This is a genomic window from Streptomyces mayteni (genome assembly GCF_054783955.1).
In genome coordinates this window covers 98962-112769 of record NZ_BAAGPR010000014.1, presented here as the reverse complement: position 1 = coordinate 112769, position 13808 = coordinate 98962, and the positions used below count along the sequence as shown (strand labels likewise).

Sequence of the window (13808 nt, the reverse complement as noted above, 5' to 3'; positions counted from 1 at the left end):
GGTGTCGATGGCGGCCGAACTCGGCATCACCATCGTCGCCGTCGACCCGGCCTACACCTCCAAGTGGGGCGCCCAGCACTGGCAAAAGCCCCTCACCGGCATGAACAGGAAGACCACTCGCCACGACGCGGCAGCGGTGGCGATCGGCAGGCGCGCCCTGGGGCACCCGATCCGGCGACGGATGGCACCGCCCCCGCACGACAGGAGTGATCGTGCGGGGCATCGGACCGTCCAGGCCAGCTCGATGGCCCCGGGGCGTGAGGGAAACCGCCCCCGCATCCCCGGACCACGGACACGATCCGTGCGCGCCGGATACGGCGAGAACGCGGTAGACCAGAACGCCCAACACCGTTCGGGGCGTTCGGCTGAGCATGAGTTCTGGCGACAGGACCCACTCCCGCTCAGTCCCTAGGAACGGTAGCTGCCCGAGGGATGGAGCGCGGTGACGAACAGGCTGACGAACGGCACGATAGTGAAGGCCATCAGCAGGACGAGGAACACCTGCCCGGTCCACGCCTCGCGTTTGCCGACGATCATGGCCGCTCCCTGGTGAGCCGCTGGATGGGAAGGACGCACAGGAGCACGAGGGCCATGAGGACCACGGCGAGCGCGGAGGCCACGCCGATCTCCCGGTCGGAGAACGCCTGGTAGTAGATCTCCAGGCCGGGGACCATCGTCGCGTTGCCCGGTCCTTCCTGGGTGGAGATGTAGATGATGTCGAAACTGGCCAGGGCGGAGATGACGGTGACGGTGACCTCGATCGGTTCGCGGACCGGACCGTCACCCGGATCTACACCAACAGCGCGCCGGAGCCGCGGGAGGACGGCAGGTCGCGGGCCGGCCGCTACGTCGTCGTCGAACTGGCGCCGACCGACCCCGGCGGCAACACCGTCATCGTCTCCCGCTGCCCGACGGTCCGCTGCTCGGTGAAGGTCAACGAGGACCTGCCGACGCGGGTCACCCAGAACGAGGACGTCTACGCCCAGCCCGGCCAAGGCAACGGCCGGGGAAGGCTGTTGTCCCCCGGCTCGTCGACCGCGCACCCGCTGACGGGCCGTCCGAGCGACCTGCTGGTCGACGAGTTCGAGCAGGACACCTATCTCAGGAACGGCATGGTCCTGCCGTACGCCTACCACCTGCCGAGCGACTACGACCCCCGGCGGCGCTACCCGTTGCTGGTGATCCTGCCCGGCCACGGCATGGGGTGGGACGGCGACAACCTGGGCGTCCAGCTCGCCGCCGACATCCCGGCCACCGCCTGGCTGGACTCGGAGTGGACGGGGACCGACGAGGACGTCATCGTGCTCGCGCCCCAGAACCAGCGGGTCGGCGCCCCGGCCGAGGCGGAGCTCATGGCCGCGCTGGTCGAGGACTTCATGGACTCCCACGCCGTCGATCCCGACCGCGTGTACGCGTCGACCATGTCCTACGGCTCCACCCTCGCCTGGGAGGCCCTGGCCCAGCGCCCCGGACTGTTCAGCGCCGCACTCGTCACCGGCGGCTTCCGGGTCGGCGCCGACCAGGCGGAACGCATCGCCGCGTCCGAGACGCCCGTCTGGATCACCCACGGCCTCAACGACCACCTGCTGCCCGTGAGTTACGGGCGCGACTCCGAGCGTCTGCTCCGCGACGCGTACCTCGCCGCCGGCTCCCCTCCCGCCGAGATCGAGGACCTCGTCCACTACACCGAGTACGCGAACGACGCGTTCTCCGAACCGGACTACCACGCCGCGTACGGCCCGACCTACGAGGACCCCTCGATCCTGCGGTGGCTGCTGCGACAGGAGCGACAGGGCACCTGAGAACCCGCGTCTCCCATCTCGCGTGAATTCTGCGGGAATTGACGATCGTTTCGTCACTTCCGAGCTTGCCCTCGTCGAAGAAGATGGACCAGGTCATCCACACTTACCCCTGGCTGGCGATTGAATTCGCCCGTTTCCTCGAAATCATTACCCGCCGGAGAGGTTGACACCGAACGCGACGCTTCTATGCTCCATGTCTGACGAACCGACAAGCGTTCGCGATCTCGAACGCGGCTCGTCGCACGGCAGCACGCGCACCATCCACCTTCCGTACCGGTGGCCCCCACCACACGTGCGTCACGATGCCGAACGCCTGAGGACGACAGGCGCTCTCGTGTGACGGAGCCTCCGGCAGAGCCGCCATGGAACCGTCCGTGCTTCCCCCTTGTCCATGTCGCAGCGCTCGCGCGCGGCACCGCCTCGGACGTTTCCCTGGTATCGAGGAGAGACCCATGTCAGGCATGTCAACAGCCGAGGGAGCCGCATGATGTCGAGGCGCAGGTTCTTATCCGTGCCCATCTCCGTGCCCCTCGTGGTCGCGGCACTTCTCGCCCTGGTCACGGGCGGCCAGGCGGCGGCCGGCACCCCCGAGGCGGCCTCCCCACCCGCCGGGGCCGAGAGCGCCGCCGTGGCGTCGGCCGCGTGCGGACAGGCGCCCACGCTGGGCGACGGCACCCACACGATCCAGAGCGGCGGCAAGAACCGCAGCTTCATCCTGGACGTCCCCGACGGCTACGACCGCAACCGCCCCTACCGGCTGGTCCTCGGATTCCACTGGTGGGGCGGCACCGCCACCGACGTCGCCACGGGCCAGACCGTGGAGCGGGACGTCTGGGCCTACTACGGCCTCAAGCGGCTGGCGAACAACAGCACCATCTTCGTCGCCCCGCAGGGCATCAGCAACGGCTGGGCCAACGCCGGCGGCGAGGACGTCACCTTCGTCGACGACCTGCTGCGGCGACTCGAAGCCGACCTCTGCGTCGACACCAGCAGGCGCTTCGCCCTCGGTTTCAGCTACGGCGGAGCGATGAGCTACTCCCTGGCCTGCTCCCGGCCGAACGTCTTCCGTGGCGTCGCGGTCTACGGCGCTCCCGGCCAGATCAGCGGTTGCGGCGGCGGCACCGGATCAGTCGCCTACTTCGCCGCGCACGGCGTCAGCGACAACATCGCCAACGGCCGCTCGATGCGCGACCGGTTCGTCAGGAACAACGGCTGCGCCGCGCAGAACCCGCCCGAGCCGGCCCAGGGCAGCCTGCGGCACGTCACCACCACGTACTCCGGCTGCGCGGGCGGACGACCGGTCACCTGGGCCGCGTTCGACGGAGGCCACATCGCCGCCCCGCAGGACGGCGCCCCCGGCGACAGCGGCTCCCGCACCTGGCTCCCCGGCGAGACCTGGCGCTTCATCACCCAGTTCTAGCCCACAGGGTTCCGCCGTCCGGTGCCCGCGGGCACCGGACGGCGGAGCCCGCTGACGCCCCACCTCCGTCGAGAAAGGGCCAGACCATGCGTACGTTGATCCGCGGACGGCTGCCCCACCTGCTGACAGCGCTGGCCGCCGCGATGACGATGCTCCTCATGACGCCGGCCCAGCCGCCGGCCCAGGCCGCGCCGGGCTCCCCGGCCCAGGCCGCGCCAGGAAGCCCGGCGCTCACCCCGCCGCTGGGGTGGAACAGCTGGAACAGCTTCGGCTGCGGCAACGTCAACGAGACGGTGATCCGCCAGGCCGCCGACGCCATGGTGAGCTCCGGTATGCGGGACGCCGGCTACCAGTACGTCGTGGTCGACGACTGCTGGTTCGACCCGCAGCGCGACGCCCAGGGCAACCTGCGCGCGCATCCGACCCGGTTCCCCAGTGGCATGCGGGCCCTGGGCGACTACATCCACAGCCGCGGGCTCGAGTTCGGCATCTACATGTCGCCCACCGAGCGCACCTGCGCCCAGCGCGTCGGCGGGTACCCCGGCTCCACCGGAAGCATGGGGCACGAGAGGCAGGACGCCGACATCTTCGCCTCCTGGGGAGTCGACTACCTCAAGTACGACTGGTGCTCCCCCCAGGGCACCCGCGACGAGCAGGTCGCCCGGTTCACGCTGATGCGGGACGCCCTGCGCGCCACGGGACGTCCGATCGTCTACAGCATCAACCCCAACAGCCTCCACGCGATCACGGGCTCCACCTACGACTGGGGCCAGGTCGCCGACCTGTGGCGGACCACCGAGGACCTGCTGGACATCTGGCAGAACGGCAACACCAACAGCTACCCGATGGGGGTGGGCAACGTCGTCGACATCAACGCGCCGCTTGCCTCGCAGGCCGGGCCAGGGCACTGGAACGACCCCGACATGCTGGTCGTCGGCCGGCCGGGACTCACCCTGACCGAGGCGCGGTCGCACTTCGCGCTGTGGGCCCTGATGGCCGCGCCGCTGATGGCGGGCAACGACATCCGCACCATGTCCGCCGACGTCAGCGCGATCCTGCGCAACCCCCGCCTGTTGGCCGTGAACCAGGACCCGCTGGGCGCGGGGGGACGACGGGTGCGTGACGACGGCGCCACCGAGGTGTTCGCCAAGCCGCTGTCCGACGGCTCCGTCGCGGTCGGCCTGTTCAACCGGGGCGCCGCCACCGCCACGATCACCACCACGGCGGCCCAGATCGGTCTGTCCGGCGGCTCGTTCACCCTCACCGACCTGTGGACCGGCGGCACTTCCTCCAGCGGCGGCCAGCTCTCCGCGAGCGTGCCGGCGCACGGCGTCGCGGTCTACCGGGTGTCCGGTGGCACCCGGTTGGAGAACACCACCTCCCGGCTGCGCGGCGCCGGCTCCGGACGCTGTCTCGACGTCGACAACGCCTCGACGGCCCAGGGTGCGACCACGTTGATCTGGGACTGCCACACGGCGGCGAACCAGTCCTGGACGACCTGGGCAGGCGGCGAGATCCGGGTCTTCGGCGACAAGTGCCTCGACGCCTCCAACCAGGGCACCAGCAACGGGACGCCGGTGGTCATCTGGCCGTGCAACGGTCAGGACAACCAGCGGTGGACGCTGGCCGCCGACGGATCGATCCGCAACGTCCGGTCGGGGCTGTGTCTCGACGTCGACCAGGCGGGCACCACGAACGGGTCGAGGGCGATCCTCTGGACCTGCAACGGCCAGCCCAACCAGAGATGGACCCGCTCCTGAGCAGCCGCCAGACGGCCCTGCGCGACCGGAACCCACCACCTGAGGAGTGATCGTGACACCGAGAACACCGCTCCTGGCCCGTCGGACCTCGAGGCGCGCCATCGCCTGGACGGTGAGCCTGCTGTGCGTCATGACCTTGTTCCAGGGCGGCGCGGCGCGGGCCGACAACCCCGTCGTCCAGACCATCTACACCGCCGACCCGGCGCCCCTCGTCCACAACGACCGCGTCTACCTCTACACGGGCCACGACGAGGACGGCTCGACCTACTTCACCATGCGGGACTGGCGGGTGTTCTCGTCCTCGGACATGGTGAACTGGACCGATCACGGCTCCCCGCTGAGTCTGGCCACGTTCAGCTGGGCGAGTACCAACGCCTGGGCGGGCCATGTCGTGGCCAGGAACGGCCAGTTCTACTGGTACGTGCCGGTGACGAACCGGGCGACGGGACGGATGGCCATCGGCGTGGCCGTCTCGGACAGCCCCACCGGGCCCTTCAGGGACGCCCTGGGACGCCCGCTCGTCGAGAACGGCGAGATCGACCCCGCCGTGTACATCGACGACAACGGGCAGGCCTACCTCTACTGGGGCAACCCGAACCTCTGGTACGTGCGGCTCAACGCCGACATGACCTCCTTCACGGGCGGCCCGACCCAGATCCCGCTCACCACCGCGGGCTTCGGCCGACGCGACGGGAACCCGTCCCGCCCGACGCTCTACGAGGAGGCGCCCTGGGTCTACCAGCGCAACGGCCTCTCCTACATGGTCTTCGCGGCGAACTGCTGCTCGGAGTCCATCGCCTACTCCACGGCGCAGCCCCACCGGGCCCTGGACCTTCCGGGGAACGATCATGCCCGCGCAGGGCAGCAGCTTCACCAACCACCCCGGGATCATCCACTTCCGCGGCAACTCGTACTTCTTCTACCACAACGGGGCACTGCCGGGAGGCGGCGGCTTCACCCGCTCGGTCGCCGTGGAGAGGTTCCAGTACCACGCCGACGGCACCATCCCGACGCTCAACATGACCACCGCCGGGGTGCCACAGCTGGGCACGCTCAACCCGTTCGTCCGCCAGGAGGCGGAGACGAGCGCCTGGGCCTCCGGCGTCGAGACCGAACCGTCCAGTGAGGGCGGAATGAACGTCGGCTACATCGACAACGGCGACTGGCTCAAGGTCAAGGGCGCCGCCTTCGGGACGGGAGCGAGCTCCTTCACCGCGCGGGTGGCCTCGGCGGCCGGTGGCGGCACCATCGAGGTGCGACTGGACAGCGCCACCGGCCCACGGGCGGGCACGTGCGACGTGCCTGGTACCGGAGGCTGGCAGACCTGGACCACCGTCTCCTGCCCGGTCACCGGCGCCACCGGAACCCGCGACCTCTACCTCCGGTTCACCGGCGGCAGCGGCTCCCTCTTCAACGTGAACTGGTGGCAGTTCACGCGCTGAGCAGCCAGGCCCGACGGCACTTCCTCGCACTTTCCGCCGCCGGCGCGGTCGCCGGCGCCGCCCCCACGACCGCACGGGCCGGCTCCGGCTGACCAACCCCTCGAACTCGCCGGAGAACTCGCACCACCCGGGGGTCTCCGTGTGCGCCGGCCCCACCATGGACACGCAGATCATCCGAGACCTCTTCCAGGCCGTGGCCGACGCCTCGACGCTGCTGGGCACCGACGCGGACCTCCGCGCCAGGGTCCTGGCGCTGCGTGGCCGGCTGGCGCCGACCAGGGTCGGCGCGCAGGGGCAGCTCCAGGAGTGGCAGGCGGACTGGGACGCCGGCGCCCCCGAGCAGACCCACCGGCACGTCTCCCACCTCTACGGACTCCACCCGAGCAACCAGATCACCGTCCGTGGCACCCCGTCACTGGCCCAGGCGGCGCGCGTCACGCTGCAACGACGAGGGGACGCCGGCACCGGCTGGTCCCTGGCCTGGAAGATCAACTTCTGGGCCAGGCTGGAGGACGGCAACCGCTCCTACCAACTGCTGCGCGCCCAGCTCACCCCGGACCGCACCGCCCCCAACCTGTTCTGCCTCCACCCGCCGTTCCAGATCGACGGCAACTTCGGCGCCACCGCCGGCATCGCCGAATGGCTCCTGCACTCCCACGCCGGCGAGACGCACCTCCTGCCCGCGCTCCCGCCGGCCCTGCCCGGCGGTCGAGTCACCGGACTGCTCGCCAGGGGCGGCCACACCGTGGACATCGCCTGGGCGGGCGGCGTGATCACCCAGGCGACCCTGCGCCCCCGCGCCGCCGGAACGGTCCGCGTCCGCACCTCCGTCCCCGTGGACGTGACCGCCGGCGGCCAGCCGGTCGCCGTGCAACGACCGGAACCGACCCTGGTGACCTTCACCGCCACCGCCGGCACCACCTACCAGCTCTCCCCCGTGCCACCACGGTGATCAGCGCGCCCCCGAGGCCAGCCTTCCTTCTGGAGGTCCGCTTCGGGCGGACGGCAGCCGTTCCTCCGCGCCGCCCCGTTCAGCTCGTGAGCCCGGCGAGTGCGTCGATGGCGTGCTGGATGGTGGCGAGGTCGCGGGCGTCGTGTCGGTCCTCGGCGAGGCGTGCGGCGTGGCGGTAGCAGTCGAGCGCGCGGTCGCGGGCGCCCTCGCCGGCGTGTACGGCGCCGAGTTGGACGAGGGCGAGGCCGCAGTGTCGGGAGACGCCCAGCCCCGCGAGCGTCTCGACCGCCGCGCAGAGGAGGTCGCGGGCTCGGTCGGTGTTGCCGGTCGCGGCCTCGGCGCGGGCCCACTGCAGCTGGGCGAGTGCGGCGCTGTGCGGGTCGGGTCCTGGGCTGGTGAGGATGAGCGTGTCGTAGGCGGTGCTGGCCAGCGCGGCGGCTTCGGCGTGCCGGGCGGTCTCGTTGGCCAGGCCGGCCAGCGCGGTCAGCGCGAGGGCGGCGGTGCGTTCCTCGCCCTGGTGCCGGCAGTCGGCGACGGCGCGCCACCACAGGTCCCGTGCTTCGTCGACGCGGCCGAGCGCCTTGTTGGCCAGCCCGAGGTGGTGAAGCGCACAGGCGGCGCGCCGGGTGTCGCCGGCGACGGTGTAGTGCTGCACGGCTTCGAAGAGCAGCCCGCGGGCGTGTTGCGGATCAGTGGAGCGTTCGAGCAGGCCGGAGTGGGTGAGCAGGCGGCCAATGGCCTCCCGGTCCCGCGCGGTTCGCGCCGCGGCGAGCCCGAGCCGGTGGGCGGACCGTGCCTGGTGGCTGCCGCCGAGGCTGAGCCAGTACGGCCACAGCGAGCTGACGAGTTGGTACACGGCGCGCCCCGGCGCCTGGTCGTGGTGGATGACGGCCAGGAGCGCGGGGTACTCGGTCCGCAACCAGCCCAGTGCCTCGTGCCGTCCGAGGAAGATCGCGTGCGGCGCGGGGTCGGCGTAAGCGGGTAGGGCCGAGCGGTAGGGCTCGAGTTCGGCGCGGGCAGCCGCGGCGGACAGCACGTAGGAGTCGCAGATCCGCTGGAACGCCGCCGACCTGGCCGGCTGGCTCTCGTGCTGCTCGGCCAGTCCGGCGGCGTGCCCGTGGACGGCGGCCAGCATGCCGTACCGGTCCTGCCCACCGCTGGCGGCGGGCAGTTCGCTGACGAGGTCGGCGGCCAGCAACTCCTCCAGCGCATGGTGGGAGGTGGCGCCGAGAGCCGCGGCCGTCACGTCCGAGCTGAGCTCGGGCACCGGGTGCAGGCCCATCAGCCGGTAGAGGCGGGCGGCGGGGGCGGAGAGTCGCTGGTAGCCGCGGTCGAGGTGGGTGGGCACGTGCGACGTCCTTCGTTCGATACGGGAGGTACGGGTACGAGGCGGAGCGCGCGCACCGGCCGTATCTCCCAGCGGTGGGTGCCGAGGGTGAGGGTGACGGGCTCGCCTCGGCGCAGTCGGGCCAGGGCGCGCTGGTAGCCGCGCAACCGCCACTCCCCGGCGCGCCAGCCGGCTTCGCCCTGCCGGTGTGCGCCTGGTCGGCTCAGGTCCATCCACAGCCAGCCCACCGCTTCCGCCGCCCGGTCGGTCAGGTAGCAGCGCCAGGCCAGCGCCGTGTCGACGGCGAACCGGGGCCGCACGGTGTGCTCGCCGAGGAAGGCGTCACACATCAATTCGCTGTGTGCCATGTCATCCGTTTCCTCTCGTGGTCGTCGACCGGGGTCAGGCCAGCGCGCGGGCCGGTGAGCAGGCGGTGGCCAGGCACGGCCCGGGGACGGTGATCGGGTGGGCACCCGCCGCCGGGCGGAGCAGCGCGAGGACGACGGCGGCGAGGAGAACGAGGAGGACCGCGGCGTCCGTCGTGGTGGTCGGCCAGGTATCGCGACAGGCGATCCGCTGGTGTGTGCGGCAGGTCGGCGCGCAGGCCGACAACCCGGCCGAGGCGACGACACGAGTCCCCGGCGCGTCCGCGAGGAAGTGGCCGCAGAGCGCGCACGAGATCCCCGCCCGCTGAAAGACCGTGGGGTGGTCGAGGGCGTGCGTCACCGCATGCCCGCCCGCCGGTGGATGGGGCGTGCTGGGGCGGCGCGGGTGAGTACGGCCTCGTAGCCGTCGACCATCGCGTCCTGGGTGAGTCGCCCGGCGGTCGCACGACCGGCGACGGCGAGCCGGCCGTGGAGATCCCGGTCCGTCAGCGCGGTCTCGATGGTCTCGGCGAGGGCCGGCGGCCGGCCGGGCGGGACGAGCAGCCCGTTGCGGCGGTGCTCGATGACGTCGCCGGCTCCGCCCCGCGCGGTGGTGACGACGGGCGCGCCCGCCAGCATGGCCTCGATCAGGCTGTAGCCCAGCGGACTCGGCACCCGGGGCGGGCGCACCACGAGGTCGGCGGAGTCGTAGCAGGCGACCGTCTCAAGGCGGTTGAGCGGGCCGAGGAGGTGGACGCGATCGCGCAGGCCGGCCTCTCTGATGAGCCGGGCGAGATGGTCCTGATAGCCAGGCCAGCGCGGATCGACGAGCCCGGCGCCGGTGACGGCGACGCAGGAGTTCCGCAGCCGCCCACGACGCACCAGCACGTCCACGGCCCGGATGACGTCCTCATGACCGCGCCCAGGCACACGTGGCCCCGGCACCAGGATGACGCGGTGACCGACATCGACGCCGTTGCGTTCACGGATCCGACGGAACACCCCGTCCCCCGACGCCCTCGCCACCAGAGAACGAAAGCGCCCCGCATCGATCCCGTTGGCCACCACCGTTACGGCGCTCTCCGGGACGCCGGCGGAGACCAGCGTGCGCCGCACGAACTCCGAACCCGCGATCAGCCGCAGGTCCACCCGTCCGGCGAGCAACCGACGCGCCACGAACTCGATACGTCGGCCGGTGTCGGTGGTGTCATGGATCAAGCCGGTGAGCCGCAGGTCGGCGGCCACCAGCCCCCGTTCCCTGGCCTTGAGCAACGCGACGAGGGGATCGACGTTCTGCGCCAACACATGTACGGCGTCCGCCTGCTCGACGGCCTTCGCGTACTGCTCGGCCAACGACCGCCACAGGCCATTGTCCGGCCGGTCGAGGCCTTCCTCGTAGTAGCGGTGGGTGCGGATCGGGCAGGCCCGGTTGCCGCGGTCCTGGAGGAACTCGGGGAACCGGGTCGCGATGGCCAGAACCCGGACCCGCGTCCCCTCCGGAGTCATCAACTCCGCCAGCCCGCCGGGCTCGGCCGCGCCGGTGAAGGCGACGGTGACCCGAGTCCCGGGGTGCCGGCGCGCGAGCCCGGCGAGCAGCTGGTGGGTGTGCTCGACGAGGCCGGACTCCCGGACCGGCTTGTCGCCACCGGTGGACAGCCAGCGACCCCGAAGGTCGTCGGCACAGATCAGTAGGCGTTTCGGCATGGGCGGCATGGCGTTCCTCCGGGGCGGATCTCGACGGCGAGATGGCGGCCCCTCAACGCTCTCGAAGATCCCGAACTCCGCGGTAGATCAATCCCGTTGCCACCCGCTGCCGCGAGGAGCAACAAGGAGCAACACCCGCTGACCTGCCCCGATGCGGAGCAGTCAGCTACCCTGCGTTTACCGCGTGTGTCCGCAGCGAGGTGAGAGCGAAGGCAGGATGACCACCACACGCCCGTCCCCCAAGACCAAGCGCCCCCTCGGCTACCTGCTCAAACGCGCACGCGACGCACGAGGGCTGACGCAGGCCGAGTTCGCGCGCCGGCTCCGCCGACGCAGCATCGAGGCGGGGCGGCCGCTGAGGACCGGGCGCGACGGCGTCTGCCACTGGGAGAAGGACCGGATGCCCGACCGGCCCACCCAGCAACTGATCGCGGACGAACTGGGTATTCCGCGCGGGCTGGTGGATGAGCGACCATGGCCACAGTGGCTCGCCGACGATCCCGCCCAACGACCCACCCCGCGGCCCTGGACCCTGCCCGGCGCAGCCCAAGCGCTCAATGACCTCGCAGGTGGTGCACCCATGGACGTCACACGCAGGGAACTCGTCCTCATCTCCGGCGGCACCCTCACCGCCTCGCTCCTCGCCTGGCTCACTGCGGACCCCGTCGCCGCCGGCCAGCTGACCACCGGACAGCGCATCGGCGAGGCCGCCGTCGCGCGGATCGAAGGACGCGTTCAGTCTCTCTGGCGACTCGACGACGCCGACGGCGGTGGCGCGATTCTGCCCGAAACGGCCAGCACGCTCGCCCTCGTCAACGGCCTGCTCCGCACCCGCAGCTACAGCGATGAGCACCGCGCCCGCCTGTACGCCGCCGTCGCCGACCTCGCCCGCCAACGCGGCGCCGCCACCTTCGATGTGCACGGCGAGTGTGCGGACGGCACGTTCGAGACCGCGCTCCGCGCCGCGAAAATCGCCGGTGACGACGCGCTCGGCGCCAACATCCTCGGCTTCTGGGCTCAAGCCGCGAGGTACACCAACCGCCTCAACGATGCCGAGGCGATGACCTCCGCGGCTCTGGCCGCTGCCCGGGGCCGCACCACCTTGCGCGTCGAGTCCATGCTCACCTCTCGCCGAGGACGCACCCGGGCGCACTTGGGCGACGGCCGTTGTTGGGCAGACCTCGACCGCGCCCAAGAACTCCTCGCCGAAGCCGACAACCGCATCGAGGACGACCCCGCCTGGGCCTACTGGTACGACCGAGCCGAACTCCAAGCCAGCACCGCATCCGGGTACAGCAACATGGGTGAATTGGACGACGCCGCCGCGCTGTTCGACGTCGCGTTGGCCGCCTTCCCCAGCGATCGGGTCCGCGACAAGACATGGATTCTTACTCGGCAGGCCGACGTCCAGTTCCAGCAGGGCGAGATCGAACGCGCAGCGGACACCGCCAATCGGGCCCTTGACCTAGCCGAGGACATCAGCTCGAGCCGCACCACATCCCCCCTCCTCGACCTCGCCGACCAGATGAGCACCAGCACCGAACCCGCCGCCCGCGACTTCCACGAACGGGCCCGCACAGTCCTGGTCGCGTAGCGGGAGCCGGTGAGCTGGGCCTCTACGGAGGCTCAGCTCCGCAAGCGCGCCCCTATGCGTCACACTCGGCCCGGACGGTGACCGATTCGCCCGCGTGGATGATCGAGTCGAGCATGGCGTGGGCGGCCTGGAGTTGCTCGATGGAACTGCTCAAGCGCTCGCGTTCGTGTCGCAGGTCCTTGGTCATTTCCTCGCAGGTCGGTGCCAGTATGGCGCCCTCGTCGGCCACGCACGGCAGCACCTCCCGGATCAGGCCGGTGTTCAGCCCTGCCGTCAGCAGGACCCGAATCCGACGCACCGCCGCCACATCGGAATCGGCGAACTCGCGATAACCGCTGGCCCGCCGCTGCGGCTGTAGCAGGCCCTGCTCCTCGTAGTACCTCAGCCCTCTGGCGCTGACGCCGGTGCGACGCGACAGCTCTCCGATGAACATATGACTCCCGTCACAGAAGTTTGACTCTCACGTCAATGTCAAGGTTTAGCGTAACCGCCATGACAACGAACCACAGCGCTCAGCGACCCCCGACCATCGACCCGAAAGCCCTGGCGGGCAAGAAGGCCGTCGTCACCGGCGGCACCATCGGTATGGGGCAGGCCGTTGTCCGGGCCCTGACCGACCGTGGCGCCGAGGTCGTCTACACCGGACGTAACGAACACCGACTGACCGAGGCTCAAGCGGCGCTCGATACCCCGCTGGCCCACCCGGTGCGGTCCGACGCCACCGATATGGCCGCCATCGCCGCCCTCAGGGACCAGGTCGCCGACATCCTGGGTGGCATCGACTACCTGTTCGTCAACCATGGCATCGCCGAGTTCCAGACTCTCGAAGAGGTCACCGAGGACTCGTGGGACCGCATCTTCGAAGTCAACGCCAAAAGCTCCTTCTTCACCGTGCAGCGGCTGGCGCCTCTGGTGTCCGAGGGCGGCTCCATCGTGTTCACCACCGTCTCCAATGACCAGATCTTCCCGGGCCTCAGCGCCTACTCCGGGGCCAAGGAGGCAGTCGCCGCCTTCGCCAAGGTGCTCGCCGCGGAGTTGCTTCCCCGCAACATCCGCGTCAATGCGATCGCACCCGGTTTCATCCTCACCCCCACGATGGGAGTCGCCGACCTGACCGACGATCAGCGTTCGGAGTTCGTCGAACAAGGCAACGCCACCACGCCCATGCGCCGCGGCGGCACCGTGGAGGAAGTCGCCGCCGCCGCGCTGTACCTGGCCGTGGAGGCCACCTTCACCACCGGCTTGGAACTGCCCGTGGACGGCGGGTTCAGCCAGGGCCTCGGGGAATGAAGGACCGTGCGCCGTAGGCGGCCCTGGATCAGCCCTCGCATCAGTCGCCGCGAACGCACACCAAAATCCCAAGGTGTCCTCCGGCGGACGCCTCATCCGATCACCGGGGAGACGGTCAGCGGCGGCCTGTACGCCGGGTTCACCCGCCGCCC

At 70.9% G+C, this 13808-nt stretch carries 14 protein-coding genes and 2 pseudogenes; 9 read left to right on the top strand and 7 right to left on the bottom strand.

Annotated features, from left to right (window positions below; translation table 11 throughout):
* Positions 1-412, top strand: a pseudogene (locus ACYVPE_RS09715) (IS200/IS605 family accessory protein TnpB-related protein); the annotation flags it as partial.
* Here the strand turns inward: ACYVPE_RS09715 and ACYVPE_RS09710 are convergent.
* The gene (locus ACYVPE_RS09710; protein WP_461033050.1) at positions 409-537 is read right to left on the bottom strand and encodes a hypothetical protein; all 129 of its coding nucleotides are present in this window, start codon (positions 535-537) and stop codon (positions 409-411) included. The pseudogene ACYVPE_RS09715 and the gene ACYVPE_RS09710 overlap by 4 nt on opposite strands.
* Positions 534-674: a hypothetical protein gene (locus ACYVPE_RS09705; protein ID WP_461033049.1), complete on the bottom strand. Its 141-nt coding sequence runs from the start codon at positions 672-674 to the stop codon at positions 534-536. The genes ACYVPE_RS09710 and ACYVPE_RS09705 overlap by 4 nt, the downstream gene beginning before the upstream one ends.
* On the opposite strand from ACYVPE_RS09705, the gene ACYVPE_RS09700 reads away from it, so the two are divergent.
* The 6 genes and pseudogenes from ACYVPE_RS09700 to ACYVPE_RS09675 form a co-directional block, all read left to right on the top strand.
* Complete coding sequence (locus tag ACYVPE_RS09700) at positions 645-1802, top strand: hypothetical protein (protein ID WP_461033055.1); 1158 nt, start codon at positions 645-647, stop codon at positions 1800-1802. The two genes, ACYVPE_RS09705 and ACYVPE_RS09700, sit on opposite strands and share 30 nt — an antisense overlap.
* Before the next feature lie 511 nt (positions 1803-2313).
* Positions 2314-3222: a CE1 family esterase gene (locus ACYVPE_RS09695; protein ID WP_461033048.1), complete on the top strand. Its 909-nt coding sequence runs from the start codon at positions 2314-2316 to the stop codon at positions 3220-3222.
* A gap of 143 nt (positions 3223-3365) precedes the next feature.
* Positions 3366-4982, top strand: a complete 1617-nt coding sequence (locus ACYVPE_RS09690; protein WP_461033054.1) for a glycoside hydrolase family 27 protein — start codon at positions 3366-3368, stop codon at positions 4980-4982.
* 52 nt (positions 4983-5034) lie between these two features.
* Complete coding sequence (locus tag ACYVPE_RS09685) at positions 5035-6108, top strand: family 43 glycosylhydrolase (RefSeq protein ID WP_461033047.1); 1074 nt, start codon at positions 5035-5037, stop codon at positions 6106-6108.
* Positions 6109-6115: 7 nt separating this feature from the next.
* A complete protein-coding gene (locus ACYVPE_RS09680) occupies positions 6116-6424 on the top strand; it encodes a carbohydrate-binding protein (RefSeq protein ID WP_461033046.1) in 309 nt (102 codons plus the stop codon).
* Between the two features lie 73 nt (positions 6425-6497).
* Positions 6498-7376 (top strand): annotated as a pseudogene (locus ACYVPE_RS09675) (glycosyl hydrolase family 95 catalytic domain-containing protein); the annotation flags it as partial.
* Positions 7377-7455: 79 nt separating this feature from the next.
* Here the strand turns inward: ACYVPE_RS09675 and ACYVPE_RS09670 are convergent.
* Genes ACYVPE_RS09670 through ACYVPE_RS09655 form a run of 4 tightly spaced genes read right to left on the bottom strand, consistent with a single transcriptional unit; the run spans position 7456 to position 10772 of the window.
* Positions 7456-8724 (bottom strand): hypothetical protein, encoded by a 1269-nt coding sequence (locus tag ACYVPE_RS09670; protein ID WP_461033045.1) that lies wholly within the window; start codon positions 8722-8724, stop codon positions 7456-7458.
* Positions 8658-9071, bottom strand: coding sequence for a hypothetical protein (locus tag ACYVPE_RS09665; RefSeq protein ID WP_461033044.1), 414 nt, complete (start codon positions 9069-9071; stop codon positions 8658-8660). Before ACYVPE_RS09665 ends, ACYVPE_RS09670 begins: the two co-directional genes overlap by 67 nt.
* A gap of 34 nt (positions 9072-9105) precedes the next feature.
* Entirely contained in the window at positions 9106-9429 is a 324-nt protein-coding gene (locus ACYVPE_RS09660) for a hypothetical protein (protein WP_461033043.1), read from the bottom strand.
* Complete coding sequence (locus ACYVPE_RS09655; protein WP_461033042.1) at positions 9426-10772, bottom strand: glycosyltransferase family 4 protein; 1347 nt, start codon at positions 10770-10772, stop codon at positions 9426-9428. The genes ACYVPE_RS09660 and ACYVPE_RS09655 overlap by 4 nt, the downstream gene beginning before the upstream one ends.
* Positions 10773-10989: 217 nt before the next feature.
* Between ACYVPE_RS09655 and ACYVPE_RS09650 the strand changes: the two genes are divergently transcribed.
* On the top strand, positions 10990-12366 hold the full coding sequence (locus ACYVPE_RS09650; RefSeq protein WP_461033041.1) for a helix-turn-helix transcriptional regulator: 1377 nt from the start codon (positions 10990-10992) through the stop codon (positions 12364-12366).
* Between the two features lie 52 nt (positions 12367-12418).
* On the opposite strand, the gene ACYVPE_RS09645 is transcribed toward ACYVPE_RS09650, so the two are convergent.
* Positions 12419-12799 carry a MerR family transcriptional regulator gene (locus ACYVPE_RS09645; RefSeq protein ID WP_461033040.1) on the bottom strand — a complete coding sequence of 127 codons (381 nt, stop codon included), beginning with the start codon at positions 12797-12799 and terminating at the stop codon, positions 12419-12421.
* Positions 12800-12858: 59 nt separating this feature from the next.
* Between ACYVPE_RS09645 and ACYVPE_RS09640 the strand changes: the two genes are divergently transcribed.
* Positions 12859-13656 carry an SDR family NAD(P)-dependent oxidoreductase gene (locus tag ACYVPE_RS09640; RefSeq protein ID WP_461033039.1) on the top strand — a complete coding sequence of 266 codons (798 nt, stop codon included), beginning with the start codon at positions 12859-12861 and terminating at the stop codon, positions 13654-13656.
* Positions 13657-13808: the final 152 nt, after the last annotated feature.